This is a genomic window from Pontibacter sp. E15-1, assembly GCF_022601975.1.
In the GTDB taxonomy this organism is placed as follows: domain Bacteria; phylum Bacteroidota; class Bacteroidia; order Cytophagales; family Hymenobacteraceae; genus Pontibacter.
Genome location: NZ_JAKVIR010000008.1, coordinates 1 through 26931, shown reverse-complemented (window position 1 = coordinate 26931; position 26931 = coordinate 1). Strand labels below are relative to the sequence as shown.

The 26931-nt window shown below is 55.4% G+C and carries 16 protein-coding genes; 6 read left to right on the top strand and 10 right to left on the bottom strand.

The window, feature by feature from the left end:
* Window positions 1–2: 2 nt before the first annotated feature.
* The 4 genes from malQ to treZ are packed head-to-tail and all read right to left on the bottom strand — an operon-like array spanning window position 3 to window position 8480.
* Entirely contained in the window at window positions 3–1517 is a 1515-nt protein-coding gene (gene malQ / locus MKJ04_RS06855) for a 4-alpha-glucanotransferase (RefSeq protein ID WP_241640727.1), read from the bottom strand.
* Window positions 1514–4216: a malto-oligosyltrehalose synthase gene (gene treY, locus MKJ04_RS06850; protein WP_241640724.1), complete on the bottom strand. Its 2703-nt coding sequence runs from the start codon at window positions 4214–4216 to the stop codon at window positions 1514–1516. Before treY ends, malQ begins: the two co-directional genes overlap by 4 nt.
* The gene (locus tag MKJ04_RS06845; RefSeq protein WP_241640717.1) at window positions 4217–6640 is read right to left on the bottom strand and encodes a DUF3536 domain-containing protein; all 2424 of its coding nucleotides are present in this window, start codon (window positions 6638–6640) and stop codon (window positions 4217–4219) included.
* Between the two features lies 1 nt (window position 6641).
* Window positions 6642–8480: a malto-oligosyltrehalose trehalohydrolase gene (gene treZ, locus MKJ04_RS06840; RefSeq protein WP_241640715.1), complete on the bottom strand. Its 1839-nt coding sequence runs from the start codon at window positions 8478–8480 to the stop codon at window positions 6642–6644.
* A gap of 214 nt (window positions 8481–8694) precedes the next feature.
* Here treZ and MKJ04_RS06835 point away from each other — a divergent pair, with 214 nt between their 5' ends.
* Genes MKJ04_RS06835 through glgB form a run of 3 tightly spaced genes read left to right on the top strand, consistent with a single transcriptional unit; the run spans window position 8695 to window position 16518 of the window.
* Window positions 8695–10713: an alpha-1,4-glucan--maltose-1-phosphate maltosyltransferase gene (locus tag MKJ04_RS06835; protein WP_241640707.1), complete on the top strand. Its 2019-nt coding sequence runs from the start codon at window positions 8695–8697 to the stop codon at window positions 10711–10713.
* A 41-nt stretch (window positions 10714–10754) separates the two neighbouring features.
* A complete protein-coding gene (treS, locus tag MKJ04_RS06830; protein ID WP_241640705.1) occupies window positions 10755–14084 on the top strand; it encodes a maltose alpha-D-glucosyltransferase in 3330 nt (1109 codons plus the stop codon).
* Complete coding sequence (gene glgB, locus MKJ04_RS06825; protein WP_317246708.1) at window positions 14077–16518, top strand: 1,4-alpha-glucan branching protein GlgB; 2442 nt, start codon at window positions 14077–14079, stop codon at window positions 16516–16518. The genes treS and glgB overlap by 8 nt, the downstream gene beginning before the upstream one ends.
* 145 nt (window positions 16519–16663) lie before the next feature.
* On the opposite strand, the gene MKJ04_RS06820 is transcribed toward glgB, so the two are convergent.
* Window positions 16664–17269 (bottom strand): DUF2179 domain-containing protein, encoded by a 606-nt coding sequence (locus tag MKJ04_RS06820; RefSeq protein ID WP_241640693.1) that lies wholly within the window; start codon window positions 17267–17269, stop codon window positions 16664–16666.
* A 1110-nt stretch (window positions 17270–18379) separates the two neighbouring features.
* Between MKJ04_RS06820 and MKJ04_RS06815 the strand changes: the two genes are divergently transcribed.
* Entirely contained in the window at window positions 18380–20596 is a 2217-nt protein-coding gene (locus MKJ04_RS06815; protein WP_241640690.1) for a bifunctional alpha,alpha-trehalose-phosphate synthase (UDP-forming)/trehalose-phosphatase, read from the top strand.
* A gap of 80 nt (window positions 20597–20676) precedes the next feature.
* Here MKJ04_RS06815 and xseB read toward each other — a convergent pair whose 3' ends face one another.
* The 5 genes from xseB to MKJ04_RS06790 form a co-directional block, all read right to left on the bottom strand.
* Window positions 20677–20949, bottom strand: a complete 273-nt coding sequence (xseB, locus tag MKJ04_RS06810) for an exodeoxyribonuclease VII small subunit (protein WP_241640678.1) — start codon at window positions 20947–20949, stop codon at window positions 20677–20679.
* On the bottom strand, window positions 20939–22498 hold the full coding sequence (gene xseA, locus MKJ04_RS06805; RefSeq protein ID WP_241640669.1) for an exodeoxyribonuclease VII large subunit: 1560 nt from the start codon (window positions 22496–22498) through the stop codon (window positions 20939–20941). The genes xseB and xseA overlap by 11 nt, the downstream gene beginning before the upstream one ends.
* Window positions 22499–22655: 157 nt before the next feature.
* Window positions 22656–23207: a GNAT family N-acetyltransferase gene (locus tag MKJ04_RS06800; protein WP_241640665.1), complete on the bottom strand. Its 552-nt coding sequence runs from the start codon at window positions 23205–23207 to the stop codon at window positions 22656–22658.
* A gap of 2 nt (window positions 23208–23209) precedes the next feature.
* A complete protein-coding gene (locus MKJ04_RS06795; RefSeq protein ID WP_241640663.1) occupies window positions 23210–24262 on the bottom strand; it encodes a CNNM domain-containing protein in 1053 nt (350 codons plus the stop codon).
* Window positions 24263–24340: 78 nt separating this feature from the next.
* A complete protein-coding gene (locus tag MKJ04_RS06790) occupies window positions 24341–24736 on the bottom strand; it encodes a hypothetical protein (protein WP_241640655.1) in 396 nt (131 codons plus the stop codon).
* A 444-nt stretch (window positions 24737–25180) separates the two neighbouring features.
* Between MKJ04_RS06790 and MKJ04_RS06785 the strand changes: the two genes are divergently transcribed.
* Together MKJ04_RS06785 and MKJ04_RS06780 are read left to right on the top strand one after the other, a co-directional pair.
* Window positions 25181–26026 (top strand): hydroxymethylglutaryl-CoA lyase, encoded by an 846-nt coding sequence (locus MKJ04_RS06785; RefSeq protein WP_241640654.1) that lies wholly within the window; start codon window positions 25181–25183, stop codon window positions 26024–26026.
* Between the two features lie 2 nt (window positions 26027–26028).
* Window positions 26029–26769 (top strand): (Fe-S)-binding protein, encoded by a 741-nt coding sequence (locus MKJ04_RS06780; protein WP_241640652.1) that lies wholly within the window; start codon window positions 26029–26031, stop codon window positions 26767–26769.
* Window positions 26770–26931: the final 162 nt, after the last annotated feature.

Sequence of the window (26931 nt, the reverse complement as noted above, 5' to 3'; positions counted from 1 at the left end):
CTCTAAACACGCCCGTATAGTTTGGTGAGTTCCATCAGCTTTCGTGCGTGCGTTTCCGTGAACTGCCCTTTTTTAAGGCGCCACTGCCAGTTACCGTTTGCCGTGGACGGCTTGTTCATGGTAGCCTCTTTGCCCAGTCCCAACACGTCCTGCACAGGCAGCACTGCGAGGTTCGCGATTGAGGCGAGGGCCAGGCGCAACATCACCTCGTGCACGTTTTTATCTGACAGCTCCTGGAAGGTATACTTGCTCAGGCTCTCCTTGTCTCCTTCGTTCGCCTCCTGGTACCAGGCCACGGTGGTGCTGTTGTCGTGGGTGCCGGTATACACCACGCTCTTCGGTATGTGGTTATGGGGCATGTAGGAGCTTTCAAAGGCCTTCTCATCCGACACGAAGGCAAATAGCAGCACGAGCATGCCCGGCAGGTCGAAGAGCTGCATCAGGTCACGGACTGGTTCGTCAATCTCCCCAAGGTCTTCGGCGATGATGGGCAGGTTCGGGTGCTTTTGCTGTACATGGTGTAAAATGGCGCTTCCCGGCGATGGCTCCCAGGCCCCGTTCATAGCGGTGTCCTCGCTTGCGGGCACTTCCCAATAGGCTGAGAACGCCCGGAAATGGTCGAGACGCAGCAGGCCGAACAAGCGCAGGTTATGGTCGATGCGGTTGATCCACCAGTCATACCCATGCTTGGCCAGCTCTCCCCAGTTGAATACCGGTGTGCCCCACAGCTGACCAGTTTCACTGAAGAAATCCGGGGGCACCCCCGATACCCCCGTAGGGTTGCCGTCTGCATCAAGCTTAAAATAAGCGGGATGCGCCCATACATCCGCACTGTCGTGGCTCACGTAAAAAGGCATGTCCCCGAAAAAGGTGATGTTGCGCTGGTGGCAGTATTTTGTGAGGGCCTCCCACTGCCTGTAAAAAAGGAACTGCAGGAATTCTTCAAAAGCAATTTCCTCCTCCATCTCAGCGGCCAGTTCCTTGATGCTGTGCTTGTCCCGGTTTTTGATTTCGTGGGGCCACTCTACCCAACTTCTGTTCTCAAACCTTTTCTTAAACGCTGCGAAATGCGTGAAATCGGTTAGCCACGCCTGGTGCTTGTGCTGGAAGGCATGGTACTCGTGCTGAAGGGCATGATCCGCCTCCTTACTGAAGTTGGCGAACACTTTATGCCAGATCTGCAGCTTAAAGTCAGCCACTTTCTCGAACTCCACGCGGTCCTCGGCAAAGTCCGGGGCGTTTTCTAGATCCTCTTTTCGCAACAGGCCCTCTTCTACCAATAGCTCGGGGCTGATAAGCAGGGGGTTTCCGGCAAAGGCAGAGTGGCTGCTGTACGGGGAGTTGCCGTAGCCACTTTCGGTTGGGTTGAGCGGTAGAATTTGCCAGTACTTCTGACCGGCTTCTTTCAGCAGGTCAGCAAAACGGTAGGCCTCCGGGCCAAGGTCGCCGATGCCAAAGCGGGAGGGGAGAGAGGTGATGTGCAGTAAGAGACCTGCGCTTCTGTTGGGGATCGTCATAAGGTTGATGCGGTTAATAATGCTACTGGAAATGAATGGAATGCCGCCGCTACCTGCAGCGTGCCGTCGGTGCTGATCGCGTTTGAGCCTAACACATGGTGCCACTCGGCCGGTGCCCCTTCAGGCAGCACAACCGTGGTGTCTTCCCAAACGTGCTGGCCAACCGGCAATTCGTTCTCCCCAACCAGGCTCGCCAGGTGCAAAGGTACAATTACCAGCGCCCACTGCCCTTTGTGCTGGCGCGCGAAGGCCAGGATATGATGTTTGTGCATGCCCTGCACCTGTAGCGGAAGGTAGTCGCCGGAGGCAAAGACGTGCTGTAGTTCCCGGCGCTTGTTCAGGGCCTTGTACAGGAGGTATAGCTTTACCTTACCATCGTCCGGGTTTTGGAGCAGCTGCTGGTGCAGTTGCTCGCCGTCTGGCTGTTGCTTCAGTTCCTGCAGATACTGGTTGCGCAGCGCATAATCCACGGGGCGGCGGTTGTCCGGGTCTACGAGGCTCAGGTCCCAGAGCTCGGTGCCCTGGTAGACATCGGGCACGCCGGGGCAGGTTACCTTCAGCAGTGCCTGGCAAAGGGCATAGATCCAGCCATAGTGCGACACCTTTTGTAAGAATGGGCGGAGAGAAGGCATAAACTGCTCGTCTTCCAGCAAGAGTTGGCGCACCAGGTCCTGCATGGCCTGCTCGTATGGCTCGTTCGGAGCTGCCCAGTCTGTTTTTACCTTCGCCTCGCGCAGGGCTTTTTGCAGGTACTCCTGCACGCGCTCCACAATGGATTCATCCGCCTGCCCGTCCAGCGGCAGAACGCCTACTAAGGTCTGGAAGAGGAAGTATAGGTCATTGACGGTGATCTTGGTGGTATGTTCCCTGCTGATATCAAGCCACTCCTGTACTTTTTTCTCCCATTCTTCCGGTAGTTCGCTCAGCACGTTCAGCCGGATACGGGCGCCCTCGCCGCGCTTGGTGTCGTGGGTGGCGGTGGCGTTGATGGAGTGGGGGTATACCTGCTGCCTGTGCACCATCAGCTCATGGAAGGCATCGTCGTTCAGGTGGAAAATATCCGGGCTGTTGCCCACCTCATTCAGCGAGATCAGGCGGTTATAGTTGTAGAAAGTGGTGTCTTCCACGCCCTTCGCCGACAAAGGCCCCGTGAACTGCTGGCTGCGCATGACAAAATAGAGCTTGTCGTGCGTGGTCTGCTCAGAGTCTCCTGCCTGTACGGAGAATAGGGTATGCAGGTGCTGGAGTTGCTCCCGCAGTTCTGGCGCCTGTTTGTGGGCCTCGTCGAAGGCGGTCTGCACCACTTCCATATCGGCTTTGGTGAGCGGAAGCCGGTTGCCATAGATGCAGTAGACCGGCCAGGCGCACAGCAGTACTCCCAGCGCCTTGCCCCACTCTTCGGCTGGCTCCAGCGGTATGAGGTGGCGCTCCTGCAACAGGCGAAGCAGATTCTGCAACTCCCCCTGCATCTGGTTATCCAGGATAAACATTTTCTTTTCGAACACCAGCTGCTCGTAATTGGTATCCGCGTTTGGCACCAGGCGGCTGTAAATGCCTGTGAGCTTGCGGCGGCCGGAGCCGGAGGTATAGAGATTGCTTACCCAGGCCAGAAAGTCGTAGCCGCTGTTGCCTTCAATGGGCCAGCGCTCCGGCAGTTCCTCTTCGCCTTCCAATATTTTCTCCACCACAATGTATGTATCCGGGCCCGCCAGCTTGCGCAGGCGCTTCATGTAGGTCACCGGGTCAAACAGTCCGTCCACGTGATCCACACGCAGGCCCTGGAGCAGCCCCTGTTCGCACATTTGCTTGATAAACTGATGGTACTGCTCAAACACTTCCGGGTGTTCCATGCTCAGGCAGATCAGCTCGTCCACGGTGAAGAAGCGGCGAAAGTTGATGCGCTTTTCAGTCTCTTTCCAGTGGCAGAAAATGTAGTGCTGCCGGCCCAGCAGCTCCTGCAGTTGGGCCGTGTCGGAGTTTATACCCTCCGCCACATTTTCCAGCGCCTGCCGCAAGGCTTCGCTGGTCACCAGTTTCTTTTTAAAGTTTGTCCAGGCCGCGGGCGACAGGCTGTCCTCAGACTCCAGGGGCGCCAGCTCCTTCAACAGCTGTTGGGTTGCCTCAGTCGCCTCGGGTTGCCCGGAGACCTGTTGGGCCTGCAGTATCAGCGGACGGTAACTGGCCACGCTCAACGGGTACGCGCTGTCGTAGTAGGCCAGGTACAGGCCGTCATCCTTTACGGTCAGCTTGAGCTGCTTCTGCTCCAGCACTTCCTCCAGCGGATCTCCTAAAAAGGGAACCATCACCTGCCCGGCAAAGTCCGGGTGATTGAAATCAATATCGAAAAAGGTATAAAAATGGGATTGCGGTCCTTTTTCCAGCACGTCCATCAGCCATACATTGTCTGGGTGATAGGACATGTGGTTGGGAACGATGTCCTGAAGCCAGCCCATACCCCTGCGCTTGAGCTCCTCGGCAATCTGCTTCAGCTCCTGCTGCGTGCCGATCTCGGGGTTGATGGCGTACGGGGCCGTCACGTCGTAGCCATGCTCGCTTCCGGGGCGGGAGCAGAAAAAGGGGGCCGAGTAGACCGTGCTGATACCCAGTTCATCTAAATAAGGTATAAGCTGGCGCACCTGCTCCAGCGTAAAACTTGGCGAAACTTGTAGCCGGTAAGTGGCCGATGGTATGTATGGCATTTATGCTTTTAAATTTAAGTTTGTGTACAGCACTTCAAACGTCTCGTTCCAGGCAGCGGCCTCTTTGTCGCCTTGCTCTGTGTGCTTTTTGTATTTCTTATACATGTTTTCCTGCATCTGGAAGGCGATGTTCTGCGCCTGCCAGTAATCCAGCCGGAGCTTGGAGGGTTCCAGCACCTGCAGCAGCTCAATTATACGCTGCATCCGGGCAATGTCATCCGGGTGCTCCTGCACCTGCTTCATCAACTGGCCCACGCGCTGGGTCACGGCAAAATCCAGGGCCTTGTAGTTCAGCTTCACTTTCATGCGCCTGGCTTCCTCCAGCAGGCGGCTGATCTCGGCCGGGTCGGGCGTCTCGGATTTAAACTCGTGCAGCAGCTTCGAGTTCACGATATACTCTACGGTTGTTCGCAGCGGACGGGGCAGTTTCATGCCCAGCGTTTTGATGGCGGCCATCAGCGGGTAGTTGTTCTCGTAGAGTTGCTGCAGATTATTCTCCACGTTGTCCATGGCGTGTGCCAGCACCTGGTCCAGTATTTTCTTCTGATCGTCTTTAAACAGGTGCCAGAACGAGTAGTTGTGCGACTCAAAGTGTTTGTCGAACAGCATGATCACCTCGCTCACGTTGCCGCGCTCAAAGGCGATGCGCAGCTCTTTGCTCAGCTGGCTGTAGTCCTCCATACCCACAAACTCCCGCACGCCGCCAAACAGCTGATGATCGCCGAGGTGCAGCACCCCGAACGTGATCACCTCCTCTTCCCAGGTAACCATCGAGCGGATTTTGGCGCGGCCCACGGCCAGCTTCTGCCGGCCCGCCGCCATCAGCTCATACTGCTGCGAGGTGGCCTGGTAACTGTACAGCTGGAGGTGGCGGGTATGCTCGGCAAAGAGCGACGACACGGCATAGTGCGCACCCACCCGAAGCAGGTCGATGATAGCAGGTTTTACGGATTCCCGGTAGATGTTGGCGGCATTGCCGTGCTCGGAGTGGTTGCTTTTGGCCCGCTCCAGCAGTTGCAGGAACTTCTGCTCGAAATTCTCGCCTTTCCATTCCTCGGCCAGCTGTATGGCCCGCGCGGCGTAATAGATGTCCTGCACGGTTTCGATGCCTGTCACCTCGTCGAAAAACCAGCCGCAGCTGGTATACATCAGCAGGGTATGGTACTGCATCTCCAGCAGCTTCAGGAATCGGATTTTCTCGTCCATCTCCAGTGGCCGCTGGGTATGGCGCAGGATAAAGCTCTCCACGTTTGCCGTGGACCGGTCCATCATCACCTGGATGTAGTTGTTGCGCGCAACCCACGGTTCGGCACCCAGCTTTTTCATCTCCCGTTCGTAAAGGGGGCTCAGCTGGTCGCGGAGCCAGTCGAACGCCTCGCGCAGCGGCTCCCGCCATTTCTGGTCCCAGGTGCCGTTGCCGCCGGTGTTGCAGCCGCAGTCGCTGCGCCACCGCTCGATGCCATGGGCACAGCTCCAGGAAGTTTCCTCAATAATCTGGGCCTCATATTTGGGAGGGAATTTGGCCAGAAACTCGCCGTAAATCGTGACGTGCGCCAACCCCTCCTCCTCTATATGGTCGAGGGCGTAGGAGAGGGCCATCTCGCCGAAGCGGTGGTGGTGGCCGTAGGTCTCGCCGTCGGTGGCGATGTGCATCAGCTGCGGCTCCTTGCTATCGCCGTCCAGGGCGTTAACCAGGCGGTTTGCAAAGTCCTCGCCGCGCTCCAGCAGGTGCTCAAAGGCGATGCCCTGCGATACCGGGCCGTCGTAAAAAAACAGGACGATCTCGTTACCGGAGGGCAGCTTGCACAGGTAGGGCAGGCGCGGGTTAATGTTGGCTCCCTCGGCGTTGCGCCACTCCTTCTCGCCAATCTTGCGATAGCGCAGCGCCTGGTAAGGGGAGAGGATCGTGAACTTGATGCCATGCTCAGCCAGCACTTCCAGGGTGGGAGTATCGGCGGCGGTCTCGGCAAGCCACATACCCTCCGGGTCGCGGCCGAAGCGCTTCCTGAAATCATGGATGCCCCAGATCACCTGGGTATGCTTGTCGCGCTCGTTGGCAAGCGGCATGATGATGTGGTTGTATACCTGCGCCAGCGCCGAGCCGTGGCCCGAGAACCGCTCGATGCTCTCTTTGTCCGCATCAAGGATGGCTTGGTAGGTTTCGGGCTGCTTCTTCTGCATCCACTCCAGCAGGGTCGGGCCGAAGTTGAAGCTGATGCGGGCGTAGTTGTTGATGATGTCCACGATCTTGCCTTGGCCGTCGAGGATGCGGGATGCGGAGTTGCGTGCGTAGCACTCATCCGTGATGCGCTCATTCCAATCGTGATAGGGTGAGGCCGACTCCTGTAGTTCTACGTCGTTCAGCCAGGGGTTCTCGCGGGGGGGCTGGTAAAAGTGCCCGTGTATGCAGATGTGTTTTTCCATTTTAAGCGAATAGTTCAAGTATGAGCACTGAGGCAGGGGGCAGACTAACGGTCGCTCGCTGCTGCAGCATTTCGGGGATGTCGGCTCCTGGTCCGCCCCAGGCCGTGTCGGCGGAGTGGAGCAACGGTTTCCAGGGGCCTGCCGCCGCGTGCAGCTGTGTTTTCTGTGGTTGGTTACTTATGTTGAACAGGCAATAAAGGTGCGGCTCCTGCCCGGTATGCGTCAGGTGCAGCACCAGCTTTTCGGAATCCAGTTTCACGCGCAGGTGCGGCTTGTCGGGGTGGGCCAGCGCCGGGTGCGTTTTCCGAAGCTGAATCAGCGCCTTGTAGAACTCCCGCAGTTTTTGCTGCTGCGGATCAGAAGTATAGCTTCGCCGCAGTTTCGACCGCTCGAACGTTTCCTCGCTCTGCGGATCGGGCGCTTCGCCTTTCGCCGCGAAATAAGCGAACTCCTCTTTCCGGCCTTTGCGCACGGCCTCCACCAGGTCTGTGTCTGTATGGCTCACAAAGTAAAGGAACGGATTCTGCTCGCCATACTCCTCACCCATAAACAGCATCGGCACATACGGCGACAGCAGAATCATACCCGCCACAGTCTTCAGCATTTCGAACGGCACTAACTCCGTGAGGCGCTCTCCCAGCATGCGGTTGCCCACCTGGTCGTGGTTCTGGGCGCACACCACAAACTGCCTGGCCGGATTGGCGGTCGCGTCGGTGCCGAGCGTTTTCTTCCGGTGCTCAGAGTACAGCCCGTTGTAAACGAACGTGTGCTCCAGTGCCTTTTGCAATTGGTCCGGCTTGCCGTAATCCTCAAAGTAGCCCTCCATCTCGCCTGTCACCAGGGTATGGATCACGTGGTGATAATCGTCGAACCACTGCGCATGGAGGCCATACCCCCCTTTGTTGATAGGGTTGATGAGGCGCACGTCACTTTGGTCGCTTTCCGCGATCAGCAGGAAGGGACGGCCTTCCTGCTCCTCCAGTTGCCCCACATGCTCGCGCAGCTCCTGCAGAAAATGCTTGGCCCCAGTATCGTATATGGCGTGCACGGCATCCAGGCGAAGCGCGTCTATATGGAAGTCGCGCAGCCACGTGAGCGTGTTCTGGATGAAGAAGTTGCGCACATGGTCGCAGTGGGCATCGTCGAAGTTCAGGGCATCGCCCCAGGGCGTGTTATACCGGTGCGTGAAGTAGTGGCCATACTCGTTCAGGTAATTTCCCTCAGGGCCCATGTGGTTGTAAACCACGTCCAGCACTACCGAAATGCCGTGACCGTGGCAGGCGTTCACCAGCTTTTTAAGTCCCTCCGGGCCGCCGTACGAGTTCTGGGCCGCAAACGGGAATACGCCGTCGTAGCCCCAGTTGCGGCTCCCCGGAAACTGGGCGATAGGCATGATCTCAATGGCCGTGATGCCCAGGTCCTGTAGCTCAGGCAGGTGTTCGATCACACCCTCAAAGGTACCCGCTGCACTGAAGGTGCCCACATGCAGCTCATATATAATAAGCTGATCCAGCGGAAGACCCTGCCATGTGGCATCCGTCCAGCCGAAGCTGGTGTGGTCTACCACGGCAGAGGGCCCGTGCACCCCCTCCGGCTGGAACCGGGAGGCGGGGTCCGGCCTGTCGCGCTCGCCGTCGAGGTGGTACATGTAGCGTGTGCCGGGCACAGCCTCCTCCGACAAACCCGTCCAGTAGCCAAAGGCCTCCCGCTGCAGCGGAACCCGCGTCTGGGGGTTGCTTTTCAGCGACAGTTCCACTTGTGTTGCTTTTGGCGCCCAAACCGTGAAGGCTGTGCCCTTGCCCGGCTGGTATTCCGCTCCTATATTTCTTACTATCGACATGTCTAGCTTGGGTTTTAATAGCACGTATAAACTCGCATCAAAAGATTAAGTTGTGATGTAGTATAAGTAATTAGTACGTGTAACGATACAAAGATTTTTTTACCTTGGTTGCGTGTAACGTAGCTAATACTTACCATATTTGCAATAACGGAATATTGTCCGTAACATATTTATCAGAGCGCAGTACCTACACTTGACAAAGCTAAACTACTACATGGAACAACTCGAAGGAACGAAAAGGATAATAATAGAGAACGTAAAGCCAGAAATAAACTGCGGGAGGTTTCCGGCAAAAAGGGTAGTGGGGGAGGAGATTACCGTGACCGCCGACATATTCGGCGACGGCCACGACGAGGTGAAAGCGCAACTGGTATACCGCAACACAAGCGTGGAAGGGGAGGACTGGACCGCAGTGCCGATGGAGTTTCTGGGGAACGACAGTTGGCGCGCCACTTTTACGCCCAAGGCCATGGGCCGCTACGAGTATACCCTCCAGGGATGGGTAGACCACTTTTATACCTGGCAGAAAGGACTCTCCAAGAAGTTCGAAGCCAATCAGGACGTAACGGTAGAGCTGCAGATAGGGGCCCAAATGCTGGAGGGCGTCGCCGCGCAAGTGGGGGGAGAGGAACAGGATCGGCTTTATAGCTATGCCTACCAGCTCCGTCACAACCAGTCGCACGCTGACGCAGTGGCCCTGGCCACCAGCGGGGAGGTTTCGGAGCAGATGCGGGACAGCGAGGAACTCAAAAACGTAAGCACCTACGACAGACGATTGAAGCTGGATGTGGAGCGTAAGAAAGCGCTCTTTAGCGCCTGGTATGAATTTTTCCCAAGATCGTCGGCGCAGCAGGCCGGACAGCACGGCACGTTTAAAGACTGTGAGCGGCTTCTGCCCCGCATCGCCGAGATGGGTTTCGACACCATCTACCTGCCGCCGATCCACCCGATCGGGTATGCTTTCAGAAAAGGAAAAAACAACAACCCTAGCTCACAGCCCGGCGAGCCCGGATCCCCGTGGGCGATAGGCGCACCCGAGGGTGGCCACGACGCGATCCTGTCGGAACTGGGCACCCTGGATGATTTCAGGGGGCTGGTGCAGCAGGCGAAAGACCACGGCATCGAGATCGCGCTGGATTTCGCCATACAGTGCTCCCCGGACCACCCCTATGTGAAAGAGCATCCGCAGTGGTTTACCTGGCGCCCCGACGGAACGGTGCAGTATGCCGAGAACCCGCCGAAGAAGTACCAGGACGTGTTGCCCGTTAACTTTGAGACAGAGGACTGGCAGAATCTGTGGAAAGAGCTCCGCCGCGTGCTGCAGCACTGGATCGACCAAGGCGTTGTCATCTTCCGCGTGGATAACCCGCACACCAAGGCGTTCGCTTTCTGGGAGTGGGTGATCAATGATATTCACAAAGCCCATCCCGAGGTGATCTTCCTGGCCGAGGCCTTTACGCGACCCCGCGTGATGGAGCAGCTGGGAAAACTTGGATTTACGCAATCCTATACGTATTATACCTGGCGAAACTCAGCCGAGGAACTAAAAGAGTACATGCATGAGCTCACCCAAACCGAGATGCGGGAATACTACCGGCCCAATTTCTGGCCCAACACCCCGGACATTAACCCGGTGGCGTTGCAGCAGGGCGGTGAGGCGGCCCATATTACCCGCGTCGTGATGGCGGCCACCCTGTCGTCCAACTACGGGCTGTACGGGCCGGTGTATGAGTTCGGGATCGCCGACCCGATCGTTGGCAAGGAAGAGTACCTTGACTCCGAGAAATACGAGGTGAAGCACTGGGACTGGGGCAAGCTGACCAAAATCCGGGAGGTGATCACGCTGATAAACAAGATAAGGAAAGTGAACCCGGCCCTGCAGACAACCTGGAACATCGCCTTCGGCGAGAGCGACAACCCCTCGTTGTTGTGCTATGCCAAGTGGAGCAGCGACCGCAAAAACAGGATGATCATGGTGGTGAACCTGGATCCGCACAACACGCAGACCGGGTGGGTGCAGGTGCCGCTAGCCGAGCTTAACCTGGGCCAAGACCAGCAGTATTTGGTGCATGACATGCTGACCGAGCGCAAATATACCTGGACAGGCGAGTGGAATTACGTGGAGCTGCGCCCGCATGAGATGCCGGTGCATGTGCTGCGCATCGAGGACGCCAACGCCATCATGGGCCACGACAACCTGGACGACGCCTGGCTGCCCAACATCAACGAATAAAAACTAACCCCGATAAAGAAGAATCCTTTTGACCAAAATTTATGGCAGACGAAAAAATCCTGTTAGACGATAATATCCATTGGTACAAAGATGCCATTATCTATGAGCTGCACATCAAGGCATTCGCGGATGGTAACGGCGACGGCATAGGCGACTTTAAAGGCCTGATGCAAAAGCTGGATTACCTGGAAGACCTGGGCGTAACCGCCATCTGGCTGCTCCCTTTTTACCCTTCCCCCCTCCGCGACGATGGGTATGATATTGCCGATTACTACAGCATCAACCCCTCGTATGGCAACATGCAGGATTTTAAGCTTTTCGTGAAAGAGGCGCACCGCCGCGGCCTCAAAGTAATCACCGAGCTGGTGATCAACCATACCTCCGACCAGCACCCTTGGTTCCAACGCGCCCGAACTGCCAAAAAGGGATCCAAGTACAGGGATTTCTATGTATGGAGCGACGACCCCACCAAGTACAAGGACGTGCGGATCATCTTCACAGACTATGAGCCCTCTAACTGGGCCTGGGACCCGGTGGCGCAGCAATACTACTGGCACCGCTTCTTCTCGCACCAGCCCGACCTGAACTATGACAACCCGGATGTGCAGAAAGAGGTGTTCAAGGTGCTGGACTACTGGTTCGACCTTGGGGTGGATGGCTTCCGTCTGGATGCCGTGCCATACCTGTTTGAGCGCGAGGGCACCAACAGCGAGAACCTGCCCGAGACACACGACTTCCTGAAGAAACTGCGCGCGCACGTAGACAGCAAGCACCAGGGCAAGCTGCTGCTGGCCGAAGCCAACATGTGGCCCGAAGACTCCGCCTCGTATTTTGGCGACGGCGACGAGTGCCACATGAACTACCACTTCCCCATCATGCCGCGCCTGTTCATGTCGGTGAAGATGGAGGACCGGTACCCCATCATCGACATCTTTAACCAGACACCGCCCATACCGGAGAGCTGCCAGTGGGCCATGTTCCTGCGTAACCACGATGAGCTGACGCTGGAGATGGTGACTGACGAGGAGCGCGACTACATGTACAAGGTGTACACCAAAGACCCGATGGCGCGCATCAACCTTGGTATCCGCCACCGCCTGGCCCCGCTGCTGAATAACGATCGCGCCAAAATAGAGCTCATGAACGTGCTCCTCTTTTCGATGCGCGGCACACCGGTGGTATACTATGGCGATGAGATCGGGATGGGCGACAACTACTACCTCGGTGACCGCGACGGCGTGCGCACGCCGATGCAGTGGAACGAAGACCGCAACGCCGGCTTCTCCAGCGCCAACCCGCAGCGCCTGTACCTGCCCGTGATCATCGACCCGGAGTATAAGTATGAGTCGATCAACGTGGAGACGCAGAACCACAACAGCAACTCGCTGCTCTGGTGGATGCGCCGCATCATTAACATGCGCAAGCGCTACAAGGCGTTTGGCCGCGGCACGATCTCCTTCCTGTCTCCGACGAACTCCAAAGTGCTGGCGTTTATACGGCAGTATGAGAACGAGACCATTCTGGTCATCGCCAACCTGTCGCGCTTCCCGGAGGCAGTGGAGCTTGACTTGCATGAGTACAAGGGCTATACCCCGGTGGAGGTGTTCAGCAAGAACAAGTTCCCGAACGTGAAAGAGGAGCCATACCTGTTTACCATGGGCGGCCACGGCTACTACTGGATGGAACTGCAGCCACAGGAGGTATCCCATGAAGATAACGGGCAGCGCAAAGCCCTGCAAATGGGATCTTTGAAAGCGGCGCTGGACAGCAAAGTGCTGAAAGAACTGGAGGCGCGGGTGCTGCCAGGCTATATTTTCCAACGCCGCTGGTTTGGCGGAAAGGCCCGTACCGTGCAGCGCATGCAGGTAGTGAACAACATGCCGCTGCCGCTGGCCAAAGTCGGAGCCTCGCTGCTCTTTATCGAGGTGAGCTACAACGAGGGCCTGCCCGAGATGTACCAACTGCCGATCAGCTTCGCGACGGGCGAGCAGGAGCAGGAACTGCGCGACCATTCACCTGCCAGCATCATCGCCCGTGTGGTGATGGATGGCAAAGAGGGCGTGCTGTACGATGCGATTTACAGCGAGGAATTCCGGCAGTCGCTGCTGCAGCTGATGCTGAAGAAAAAGCGTGTGCGCCACGGCAAGGGCGAGTTGGTAGGGCACAGCAACCGTACTCTGGCCGCGGACCTGCGCAACGCAGAGGCACCGCTCACCTCAAAAATCCTGGCTGCAGAGCAAAGCAACACCTCCATCATCTTCGACAATTCCTTGTTCCTGAAGGTATACCGCAAACTGGACAGGACCATGAACCCGGATGTGGAAGTGGTGCAGATGCTGAGCGAAGGCGTCGGGTTTGCCAACGTGCCGCGCTTCCTGGGGGCGCTGGAGCAGCATGAGCCGGGGCAGCAGCCGATGGTGCTCGTGATGCTGCAGGAACTGGTGCCGAACCAGGGCGACGCCTGGAGCTATTTCGGTGACTCGCTGAAACGCATGTATGAGCGCGTGCTGACGCAGCCGGAGCGGATGAAGATCAAGCAACCGACGGGATCGCTCGCCCGGCCTAAGGCCTTCACCGAGATTCCGGAGGAGATGCAGATGCAGATCGGCGGCGCACACGTGGAGCGCGTGGAGCTGCTTGGCCAGCGCACCGCAGAGATGCACCTGGCGCTGGGCAGCATCACCAACCACAAAGACTTTGTGCCCGAGGAGTTCTCGCTGCACTACCAGCGCTCGCTGTACTCGTCGCTCACCTCGCTGGTGCGCAGCAACTTCGACAGCCTGCAGAAACATTTGCCAAACCTGCCGGAAAACGTGCGGGCTGAGGCAAAAGAGGTGCTGGAGATGCGCGAGCAGGTGCTGGAGCGCCTGAAGATGATCTTCTCGCACAAAATAGACACCCTTAAAATCAGAACGCACGGAGACTACCACCTGGGCCAGGTGCTCTTTACCGGTAAAGACTTCTATATCATTGACTTTGAGGGCGAGCCAGCCCGCTCGTTCAGTGAGCGTCGTCTCAAGCGCTCTGCCCTGCGCGATGTGGCCGGTATGATCCGCTCCTTCCATTACGCTGCCTACAGCGCCCTTTTCCACCAAGAAGGCCTGCGCCGCGAGGATGTAGAGTACCTGGAGGCATGGGCCGAGCAGTGGTATCAATACGCCAGTGGCTTCTTTATGCACAACTACCTGAGCAAAACCAAAAACTCCGGTATTGTGCCTGCTAAAGAAGAGGATTTCGAGATTCTGATCCATACCTTCCTTTTAGAGAAGGCGATCTACGAACTCGGATATGAATTGAATAATCGTCCGGATTGGGTGCTCATCCCCATCAGAGGCATCAAATACATAATGAAAAAGTATAAGAATGGCTAAGAAAAAAGAAAGCACAACCACCGAGACCACCGATATAACGCAAACAAGCGGCCTGTCAGGCACTGACCAGGACACAACCAAAAAAGCGACGACTCCAAAGCGCGGGAGAAAGGCGGCGGGCAGTGCCTCCCCCGACTCCCCGGTTGGAGGCGAGACGCCTAAAGCCGCTGAGAAGCGAGGAAGAAAAAAGAAAACAGATTCTTTGGCAGCCGAAATGGGCGCCCCCATCACCAGCGACACTTCAGGTGAGGGAGGGGAGGCCAAAGCGCCTGCCAAGCGTGGTCGAACAAAGAAAGCAGCAACCGAAGATGCGGCACCTGCGCCTAAAAAGCGTGGGCGCAAGGCCAAAGAGGAAACTCCGGCTGCCGGGATCGTGGTGCCTGTGGCATCCAATGATATCGTGCAGGAGCAAATCGTGATCAAGCCCAGGGGGCGTACCAAAGTAACGACAATCGTGCAGACTGAAACGAACGAACAAGAACTGGCAGGCACTGGCTTGCAACAGGCACAGGATACCGAACGGGCAGTTTATCCTGCCAGCAGGCTGACCGACTTTGACATTTACCTGTTTAAAGAAGGCAGGCACTTTACCCTGTATGAGAAGCTGGGTTCGCACTATATGGAGTATGCCGGCAAAACCGGGACATCCTTTGCGGTATGGGCCCCAAATGCCGAGCAGGTGTCTGTGATGGGCGATTTCAACGAATGGAACCGCGAGAGCCACCAGTTGCACGCGCGCGAGGATGGATCCGGTATTTGGGAGGGCTTTGTGCCCAACATGGCACCGGGCATGCTCTACAAGTACCATATCAAATCACGCTACCATCTGTTCCATGTAGAAAAGAGCGACCCGTTCGCGTTTTGCCGCGAGTCGCCGCCCCAAACGGCCTCCGTGGTTTCGGACCTCAAGTATGAGTGGCAGGACGCACAGTGGATGGAGCAGCGCAACGCCCAAAAGGATGCCGCGCAGCCTTACAGTGTGTATGAGTTGCACCTGGGCTCCTGGCGCCGCAAGATGGAGGACAGCAACCGGTCGCTTACATACCGCGAGCTGGCCGAGGAACTCCCTGCGTATGTGCAGCAAATGGGCTTTACGCACGTAGAGCTGATGCCGATCATGTTCCACCCTTTTGCCGGCTCCTGGGGATATCAGGTCACGGGTTACTTCGCGCCAGCCAGTTCTTTCGGCTCTCCGCAGGACCTGATGCACCTGATTGACGCCCTGCACCAGCATAACATTGGTGTAATCCTGGACTGGGTGCCATCGCATTTCCCCTCTGATGAGCATGGTCTGGCCTATTTCGACGGCACGCACCTGTTCGAGCACGCCGACCCGCGCAAGGGGTATCACCCGGACTGGAACAGCTATATCTTTAATTATGGCCGCAACGAAGTCCGTTCCTTCCTGATCAGCAACGCGCTGTTCTGGCTGGACAAGTACCACGCGGATGGGTTGCGCGTAGACGCCGTGGCCTCGATGCTATACCTCGACTATAGCCGCAAGGAAGGCGAGTGGATTCCGAACGAGCATGGGGGACGCGAGAACCTGGAGGCCATCTCTCTGCTGAAGGACTTCAACCACGCGGTGCGCGAGCGCTTCCCGGATGTGAAAACCATCGCGGAAGAGTCCACGGCCTGGCCTGGTGTGACGACGCCTGTGGAGCACGGAGGCCTAGGCTTCGACATGAAGTGGATGATGGGCTGGATGCACGACACGCTGGACTATTTCTCCAAAGACTCCATCTACCGCCGCCACCATCAGGGGGAAATTACCTTCAGTATGATGTATGCGTTCTCGGAGAAGTTCATGCTCCCACTGTCCCATGACGAAGTGGTGCACGGCAAAGGAGCACTTCTGCAGAAAATGCCGGGCGATGAGTGGCAGCGCTTTGCAAACCTCCGTACGATGTATGCTTACATGTATGCCCACCCGGGAGCCAAGCTGCTGTTTATGGGAGCCGAGATCGGCCAGAGCAGCGAATGGAACCACGACAGCAGCCTGGATTGGCACTTGCTTCAGTATGGATTTCATCAGGGAATCCAGGATGAGATCCGGGAGCTGAACGCTATTTACAAACAGGAGCCGGCCTTGTACAAGTATAGCTTTGATGACCGCGGCTTTGAGTGGATCGATTACAACGATGCTCACAACAGCGTGATCAGCTTTGTGCGCAAATCCGATAATCCTGAGGATACGCTATTGGTAGTCTGTAACTTTACCCCTGCCATGCACGAGCATTACAGTATTGGCGTGCCGACAGCCGGACAGTGGAAACAGGTGTTCAATTCTGATGACAAGCGCTATGGTGGCAGCGACCAGCACAATGACGATATCATATCGTCCAAAGCTGAGCTATCGCACGGACGCGAGCAAACCATCACATTAAAACTACCGCCATTGTCGGTGATCTACTTAAAGTCTGTGAAGGGATAAGTTTTAAAGTGCATCATTTAAAAGCCAAACGGCAGGCCACTTCAGGCCTGCCGTTTGGCTTTTATACTTACTTACGTCTCCAGCTTAGCTTATACCTTTAAAGGCCTTAGTGAGCAGATGCTGAAGCAGTGGCTGATATGAAAATTCATTTCCCTTTCCTGATAGGGAAGAGTTTGCGCAGGCTCCTGTCGCCTTTTGCGGTGTCTGGGGCAATTTCAGGCTCCAGAGAAGAAACAGAGCGCACATCCTCGATAGAATAAAAGGCATGAGGGTTGAAGCTCCTGATAATGGATACTACCGCGTCCAACTTCCGGCGTTTCACGACCATGAACAGTAGGTTTACCTTGCCTCTGGTGCCGTGGGCATCCACGAACGTCAGTCGGTAGCCGCTCTTCTTGAGTTCCTCAATCAGTTTTCCGGCAGGCTCTACCGTGATCACGCGCACCACGACCTGGCCCAAGGCCAGTTTCTGCTCGATGCGCAGCCCCAGAAAGTTGCCCGTGGCAAAGCCTCCTGCCCAGGCAAGGTATGAGGCCACATTGCCCAGGTTTTCCATTACCTGCGTGATGGCAATCAGCCAGATGAGTACCTCCACAAAACCAAGCATGGGCGCTACCGTCTTGTCACCTTTGGAAATGTACACGATACGCAGGGTTCCCAGTGTCACATCGCAGATTCTGGCCAGGAAAATTAGGGAAGGGATGATCACCCATTCCGTAATACCGGGATCTACGCCATCTAAAAATTGCATGCAATTAGGGTTTGAAAGTGAAGGGCCAGCCCGGCCCGGAATTATACACCAGTAACCTTTGTCCCAAGATAGCAGCGGATTACCTGCCAGCACAGTGCGCGTTGTTGGGTGGTGCAAAAGTTATCAGTAAAGCTACGCAGTTCTTAAGCATGGTCAACACATTTGAGCCGGTGACTTATAGCCCTGCCACATGACCGCACACCAAGTTCGTGCAAGCCAGGATGTAGAAAAGCTCCTGGCAAACCGATACTAACGGCACGGTATAATCCGAGTGTAGGTATAGCGTGGCAAGAAAAGCAGACCCGATGCGCCTCTGGTTCTGAAAGGGTTTCTCGGTGAAGTAGTATAACGGCAGAAGAAAGCATCGGTTATCCCAGAGCCACAACACCCTATCGAGCATCGACACTTTCTCCATACAACCGCTTTCTTCCACCGCCAGCGTATCGTCCCAAACGGATAGGCGGCTTGAAAACAGGCTGCGGCCCCGCCGGTAGATAGACGCTGGTCGGGTAAGTCACTGATGCGCCGGATCGGGTGCCTTTGGCCCTCAGTGAGTGCTGACACAGGCAGCAGCACCAGGTCGGCCCGCACCGGTATGAACAAGGTGAGTGGCAGACTCATTTGCTCTGTGAGCGGCGGCAACAGAAATGGCTTATCGGCATTATTGGAGGTGCGCGTCAGCCGGAATCCAACGTGCTTTACCGGCAGACCGGCTTGCTCTGCGACACCTATCACGGCAAGCCAAAAGGTGAAATAACAGCCTTGGCGCACGTAATCAAATCTCTTTTCTATTTGGATTCTATGAAAATTCTGCTAAACTTAATAGCTGGTAGCAAAGCGTACGGTAAATATTGGGCCGTATACCGACTTTATTAGAATATGCTAATCTTGGTTTTGTGCAATCATTACAAAGCCAGTGTTTCGGGATATGATCTTGTTATAGAGATTTTTATATATAACCTAAACGCTAATACGGGTTTTAGCGTATGAGTAAGTAAGTAATTGCATCCAATCTAATCATAAAATTTTAGGCGAAAGATGGGCTCAGTAGGTAACGGTGTATCACCCCAAGCGCTATTGAAAAACAGCTTCAATAAAAAACCATAACACATGGCAAAACTGATCATTGTATCGAACAGGCTTCCTGTAAAACTGCAAGAGAAGGAGGGCGAGCTAGAGTACAAAACGAGTGAGGGCGGACTGGCAACGGGGCTAGGGTCTATCTACAAAAAAGGGGATAACCTTTGGATTGGATGGCCGGGCCTGGTTGTCGACGACCCTATAACGCAACAGCGCATCCGACAGGATCTCCGTCCGGAGAGCATGCAACCCGTTTTCCTGACAGAGACCGAAATCAAAGAGTTTTACGAGGGGTTCAGCAATGAGACGCTTTGGCCCACCTTCCATTATTTCAGCCAGTATGCCGAGTATGACCAGCAACTCTGGGAAACGTATGTGGAGGTAAACCAGAAATATTGCGAGGCAGTGGTAGAGCAGGCGGGGCCTGACGACACCATATGGGTTCATGATTACCAACTGCTGCTGTTGCCCTCCATGCTGCGCGAGAAACTGCCAAACAGCACGATTGGGTTCTTTCAGCATATCCCGTTCCCGTCTTACGAAGTCTTCCGGCTGTTGCCATGGCGAAAAGAGCTTTTGGAGGGTATGCTGGGCTCTGACCTGGTGGGCTTCCATACCTACGACGACATGCGCCACTTCCTCAGCTCTGTCAACAGGCTGGTAGGGTATGGCAGCATGCATGGCTGGATCAACACCAACACCCGCTCCCTACTCGTCGACTCTTTCCCGATGGGGATTGATTACGAAAAATACAGCCAGACGGCTGCCCTCGAAGAGGTGGTGAAGCGCGAGAAGATTTACAGGGGAAACCTCAATGCAGAAAAGGTTATACTCTCTATCGACAGGCTGGACTACTCGAAAGGCATTGCCCAGCGCCTGAAGGCATTTGAGCAGTTTCTGGAGGAGTATCCGGATTTTCATGAGCGGGTAACCCTGCTGATGCTCGTGGTGCCGAGCCGCGACGCCGTGGAAAAATACAAAGAACTGAAAGAAGAAGTTGATGAACTGGTAGGCCGCATAAACGGTAAGTACAGCCGTATCAGCTGGAACCCAATCCAGTATTTCTATCGCTCATACCCTCTCGAAACGCTTTCTGCCTTCTATCGCATGGCCGATGTAGCGCTCGTGACGCCAATGCGCGATGGTATGAACCTCGTGTGTAAAGAGTACATCGCCAGCAAGCTGGATAAAAAAGGTGTTCTGATTCTGAGCGAGATGGCGGGAGCCTCGAAAGAGCTCTCCGATGCGCTGCTCATCAACCCGAACGACATTAACCAAATGGTGAAGGCCATTTACTCGGCATTGACGATGCCGGAAGAAGAGCAGATCGCCCACATGACCAACATGCAGGAGTCGCTGCAGCGCTACAACATCCACCATTGGGTGAGCATGTTCATGGACCGGCTGTCCTACGTCAAGATCAAGCAAATGTCGCTGGCTACCTCATACCTGGACGAGGCGACGATCATGGAGATGAACGATGCCTACGACTCGGCGAGTTCGCGTTTGTTTTTCCTGGAGTATGACGGGGCTTTGGTAGATTACCGCAACCGTCCCTTGATGGCCCGCCCGGATGACGAGCTGATGGACTTACTCGAAAGGCTTAGTAGTAACTCTAAAAACAGGGTGGTTGTGGTGAGCAGCCGTGAGAAAGTAACCATGCAGGATTGGCTTGGCCACCTGAACATAGACATCATCGCGGAGCACGGGGTATGGATTAAGCAGCGGGGCACCGGATGGCAAACCATGCTCAGCCTGATGGATGACTGGAAGAAAGACATTCGCCTGATTCTGGACCTGTACGTAGACCGTACCCCAGCTTCCTTTATCGAGGAAAAGGAATACTCCCTTGTATGGCATTACCGCCGCGTAGAGACTGGCCTTGGCGAGATGCGTGCCCGGGAATTGGTGAACCATCTTAACTTCATTGCCTCCAACAGCAACCTGCAAGTGCTGGACGGCCAAATGGCTGTCGAGATAAAGGCGCAGGAAATAAACAAAGGAAAGGCCTCCAGTTACTGGCTCACCAAGTTTCCGCATAAGTTCGTGATGGCCATTGGCGACGACTGGGGCGATGAGGAAATCTTTAAAGCCATGCCGCGCGAGGCGTATACCATCAAGGTAGGTAACTCTCACTCGGTTGCAAAATACCATGTGGATACCTGCGAGGATGCCCGCCAGACGCTTTCCAGACTAGTGCAGTCGAGGCGGCAGGAGCAATCTCCCGGTGCCCTGATGACCGGTTGATCAATTGCTTTGGCACTATAACAAGAAGGCCCCCTGTATCCGATACAGGGGGCCTTCTTGTTATAGAGTTTTAAGCGAATTTAAAAAAGAGAGCCATTGGCGGATTTGTCCGGTCCGCCGCCGGGTGCCTTTGTGGCGGGTTGCTCACAGTTTTCCTCGTTAAACACTTGATCAATCGCTTTTTCGGCGTTGCGCAGCTTTTCTTTGCAGAGTTTGATGAGTTGGGAAGAGCGCTGCACCTTTTGGGTCAGTTCGTCCACATCCACTGAATCATTCTCTATTGCGCGCAGTATTTCCTCCAGCTCCTGTGTGGCCTCTCGGTAGGTTAAGCTTTTTAAATCCTTATCTGTCATCTTCGTCAATATTTACAACCATACTGTGGAGCGTTCCGTCCTGCATTTTCGTCTCAATAACGTCTCCCTCCTTAATTTCCTTAATGCTTTTCGTGATCTGCCCATTGACCAGTGTAAGCGTATACCCCCGCAGCAGCAGCCGTTCAGGGTTGTTGGCCTCAATGCTCATTTCAAGCAGCTTTAACCGATGGTGCTCATGCTGCATCTTCTTCTGGGTTTCATACCCTACCTTGTCGCTACATTTGCTAAACAGGAGCTGTTTCCGCTGCAGGCTGTCTTTAGCCTCCGTCTCGACACAGTGTACCAAGGTGTTGAGCTCATGCGCTTTCATGTGCAGGTAGCGCTGGCTTTTTCCTTCCACGCATCCCGTCAGTTCCTGTAAATAGCGTTGGCGCTCGTGCAGCAGTTCTTTGGTTTGGGAGCTCAGGTCTTTGTCGAGGGTGCTGATCTGGTGCTTTTGGGTATCGAGGTAAGCCTTTGGCTTCAGGAGCAGCCCCCGCGACAACAGCTCCAATCTGTCTTTGGCCGCCTGCAACAAGGCTTTGGTTTGGTTCGAGAACCGGTGACTCCTACGCTCAAGCGCGTCATCGGCCTGCTGCAGTTGCTGCCCCGACAGAAGCCGGATGCTGGCGTACACGCTTTCGGTATACTCCTCTGCCGAACGGAAGCGGTCTGTCAGGAAATTGGCCACAGCCGTTGGGGTTTTCAGGCGCGTGTGCGCCACCAAATCCGAAACGCTCTCGTCGCGCTCGTGGCCAATGCCCGTGAGCACCGGCAGTGGGGAGCGACCAATGGCAGCGGCGATGGCATAGTCATCGAAGCAGCTCAGGTCGGTCTGTGACCCGCCCCCGCGGATCAGGACGACAGCATCATACCGGTGGCTGTCTTTCGCAACCAGGGCAAGGGCGTTTCTGACCGAGGCAGGTGCCTCGTTGCCCTGCACCGTGGCCTGAAAAAGGGTAATCTCGAAATAATACCCGAAGCTGTTGTGCTGCAGCTGATGCACAAAATCCTGATAGCCTGCTGCCGTGGCCGAGGAAATGACGGCCAGCCGTTGGGGCAACAGCGATAAAGGGAGCGCTTTGTTGGCTTCCAGCAGGCCTTCTGCTTCCAGCCGCTTCAGCGTTTCCTGCCGTTGGCGAGCCAGGTCACCGATGGTATAATTGGGGTCGATGTTCGAGATATCCAGGCTAAGGCCATAGAGCTCATGAAAACGCACCGAGGTATGTAGCAGCACTTTCAGGCCAGCCTTCAGGGGGTGGCCTGTCTTTTCCTCAAAGTAGCGGCTAAGCATCTGGTACCGCGAACTCCAAATAGTGGCACGTGCCTGTGCCAGCATCTGGCGGGCATCGGCTCCCTTGTCCACCAGCGTCAGGTAGCAGTGTCCCTTGCGCCGGTCCACATTTACCTGGGCCACTTCGGCCACCACCCAATAGCTTTCCGGGAACGCTACTTCCAGCTCTTCCCGTATCTGCTGGTGCAGTTGGAAAAGCGAGAGCGGCGCCTGCAGGTTTGGATGAACCATTTGCCGGAGGGAGGGCTGTGCCATGTACTGTGGTAAAATTAGGGTATGCAGCAGGCAGCAAAAACGGCCTGTATCAGCAGCACAAGATAAGCTTTTGTGCCCGGAGGACAAAGGAGTTAGCCGGGGCTTTTTCTGATTTTAATATAAATCAGACGCTATGTTAAGTGAGTTTCAGGCGTTTCTATACCATAAAGCGCGCGTATACCTGCTCGTGAATCGCGCGGACCGCCCTGTCCTGCTCAGCCGGGTCTGTGAGAGGAAAGGACGACATCAGGCAGAGGGGCAAAGGGGCCTCCCCGCTGCGATAAGGCGGCTGGTGGTAGGTAAGTCCGGCAATGGGGGAGAACCCGAGGCTTTGGTAAAAGAGGATGCGCCGGCGGCTAGCCTGGGAGTAGGGAAGCTCCACCTCTAGCACAACGCCAAGCGCTTCGTCCTGCAGCATGCGTTGTACTACTTGCCGGCCAATGCCTTGCCCGCGCAGATGGCTGACAATGGCGAAGTGCTCTACAAAACAGAACTGCCCAAGGCGCCAGCTGATATAAAAACCTGCGAACAATGTGCCTTGCATCACTGCGATACAGCGCATGCCGGGGTGCTCAAGCAGCCGCTCTACCTGCCCGAACGTTCTGCGCTCCCGCAGCGGGAAGGCCTCCTGATATAGTTTCCGCAGGGAGGCAAGCTCTGGAGCATCCTGACGTGTGAGGCGTTTATATGAAAGTGGCGCAGCGGCCATACCTATTCCTCCATCCGAAACCCAAGGCGCTTGGCTCTCTTTTCCCAGTTGGTGCGGGCCCACGTTTGCAGGTCGGCAATCTGATCCATTTCATCAATGATTTCCATGCCCAGCAGCGTCTCGATGATGTCCTCCATGCTGATCAGGCCCGCCGTGCCGCCGTACTCGTCTACCACCAGCGCCAGCTGGTCTTTGCGATCCAGCAGCCGCGAAAACAGGGTGGGTATAGGCATGTGTTCGGGCACCACCTGTATAGGTCGGGTTATGGACTTTAGTGGTTTATGGCCCTGGTTCTGGATCATCTCATACATCACCTCATCCTTCAGCACGTAGCCCGTCACGTCGTCGAGGTTTTCTTTGAATACGGGGATTCGGGAAAAGCGCAAATCCGGGAAGCTGCTGAAAAACTCCATAATCGACATGTCCTCCTGCGCACTCACCACCACCGTGCGGGGCGTCATGATATGGCGGACCATGATATTGTTGAAGCGGAGGATGTTTCGAATAATCTGCGATTCCCCTTGTTGGAAAATGCCCTGCTTGATCCCGATCTCGGCCATCGCCGTAAAGTCTGCCCGGCTCAGGATGCTGCGCCCCTTTTCCTTTTTCAGCCGCTTCGTGATAAACTGCGACAAGAGAATAATGGGGTACAGGGGGGAGTAAATCAGTACCTTGATTGTGCGGATGGAGAAAGGGGCAAGCTGTTTCCAGTGGTTGGCGCCTATTGTTTTCGGTATGATTTCGGAGAAAATCAGGATAATCAAGGTGAGGATGCCGGAAGTGAGCGAGAGATAGGCGTCTCCCCATAGGCGCTGTGCCTGCGCCCCCACGCCGGCAGCCCCGATGGTATGGGCAAAGGTGTTCAGCGTCAGGATGGCGGCCAGGGGCCGGTCCACGTTGTCTTTAAATCCCTGCAGGTCTTTGCCCAGTCCGGGGTCCCGCTGTGCGGTAATGCTAATGAAGGAAGGCGTGATGCTCAACAGGACTGCCTCCAGCACGGAGCACAGAAACGAGAAGAACAAGGCAATGCTTAAATACAGTATAAGTAAACCCATTGATTACCTGATGATGAAGGAGTAGCTGGTTGCGGCAAGCGCTAAATCCGGATGACCGAACCAAACAAGACATGTTATTTAGTGCACGATCCGGAGAACTGGCTCTGAAAGTGGCTGGCGCGTTTCGTGGTCGACGGTGAAATAGCCAACCATGCTCGGGCCATACCCAAGGTTCAGCTCGAAAAACTTGTTTTGCTCCGGCAGCATGTTAATCACTTCCTGGCGCAGCGTTTTATACTGCTCCAGCAGCACGCCCATACGTTTTTCCTTGTCGTTCAGCTTTACATGCAGCTGCTCTTTTGCCATATGCTGGCCCGATTCGTCGCTGTCGGGGGTAAAGTCAGAGGCGATGCTCTGCAGCGAGAGCAGCTCTACTTCAATCATGCGGATGTTGTGCTCCACGCTCAGGTAGTTTCTGATTTTCTCCTCCAGGGGCACGAGCGACTCGTCCAGGTACTCTACTAGATTTTCCATAGGTTCAGGGGTAAGGGTTCTATTGATTCTCTTCAGTGCTCATTCCATACATCGAAAGAATGAGGCAGATGGCAGCGCTATCGGCAAAAGGGTATACGGTAGTCCGCTGCATTATGTACACATACTCTAAAAACGCAGAAAAATGCCGTGGGGTTTGCGTCTTAAATTGGCCTGGCGCTGTCTCGATCAAGCGAGGCAACTGTAAATCTTTAGAAGCGGCGTGCGCAAAAATCCTGTTGCGGTTTTGGCAAGCTGTTTCGTTACAATCTCCCCCGATTCCTCGTAAGAGAAGCAAGTCGGTGGGCTGTGGCAAAAGGCCGTTACAAAGTAGGCCACCTCCCGGGTAAATTTGTACCTTTGGTTAAGCGCGAGCTTTGGAGCGGCCCTGCCTGCTGCGACGTGAATTTTGAGTATACCCGAAAAGCTGTGACCACATTTAACACCATGAAACTAATCGAGTGTCCCCGCGATGCCATGCAAGGCATCCACGACTTTATACCCACCGAACAGAAGATTGACTACATCAACCAACTGCTGAAAGTCGGTTTCGACACCCTCGACTTTGGGAGCTTTGTCTCACCGAAGGCGATTCCGCAGATGCGCGACACCGCCGAAGTGCTCGCGAACCTGGAACTGGAAGGCAGCTCGTCGAAGCTGTTGGCGATTATCGCCAACGTGCGCGGTGCCGAGGAGGCCGCCCAGCATGAGCAGATCCAGTACCTGGGCTTTCCGCTATCCGTGTCCGAGACCTTCCAGCAGCGCAACACCAATAAATCCATCGCCGAGGCCCTGGAGCACCTGGCCCAGATTCAGGAGATTTGCCACAGACAGGGCAAAACCCTCGTAACCTATATCTCGATGGGCTTTGGCAACCCCTACGGCGACCCCTGGGACGCGGAAACCGTCATCTCGTTTGTGGAGAAACTGCACCGGTTGCAGGTGCGCATCATCTCGCTTTCAGACACGGTGGGTGTTTCCAATCCGCAGAACATCACCTACCTGTTCGAGCATCTGATCGGGGCTTTCCAGGAAATTGAGTTTGGGGCGCATCTGCATACCACCCCCAGTACCTGGGAAGAAAAGGTGGATGCCGCGTATAAGGCAGGGTGCCAGCGATTTGACGGTGCGCTACGGGGGTATGGCGGCTGCCCGATGGCGGCAGACGCGCTGACGGGCAACATGGCCACCGAAAATTTGATCGCTTACTTCGAAAATAATGGTTTAAATTTGAACCTGAATAAAGCAGCCTTCGACGCCGCAATGGCGCGGTCCGTCGCTGTGTTTTCCTGATTATGGCAAGAAGAATAGTTGTAGATATTTTTATTCCGTGCTTTGTAGACCAACTCTACCCCGAAACGGGCATGAACATGGTGAAAGTGCTGGAAAAGGTAGGGTGTGAGGTACACTACAATGCCAACCAGACCTGTTGCGGGCAACCGGCGTTTAATGCGGGCTTCTTCGACGAGGCCCGCGAGGTTGCGACGAAGTTTTTGAACGACTTCTCCAATGAGACCTCCCATTACATTGTGGCCCCGTCGGCCTCGTGCGTGGGCATGGTCCGGAACGCATACCAGGATATTTTCGTGAAATCGTCGAGCCTGGTGAAGTACCGCTCCATGCAAAAGAAGGTGTATGAGCTCACCGAGTTCCTGACCGATGTGCTGGGCGTGACAGAAATTCAGGGCGCGGCGCTCAACGGGCGCTATACCTACCACGACTCCTGCAGCGGGCTGCGGGAGTGCGGCATTAAAGAAGGGCCGCGTGCGCTATTGGGTAACGTGCGCGGGCTTGAACTGGTGGAGATGGCCGACAACGAGACGTGCTGCGGCTTCGGCGGTACCTTTGCCGTGAAGTTTGAGGCCATATCCACAGCCATGGCCGAGCAGAAAGTGGAGAACGCCATGGCCACCGGTGCGGATTATATCATCTCCACAGACAGCAGCTGCCTGATGCACCTGGAGGCCTATATCCAGAAACAGAACAAACCGATCAAAACCATGCACATCGCCGATGTGCTGGCCAGCGGCTGGTAATCAGCGCAGATCAGAAACCGTAGCATAAAAACAGCGGCGGCTTTCCTCTCTAAAAAGGAAAGCCGCCGCTGTTTTTATGCCTGATTAATTAGTCGCTCCTTAGCAAGTCCCAATACCTAAACTAAACAATCTTAAACTGAGCAATCGGCAGCGCCCAAAATA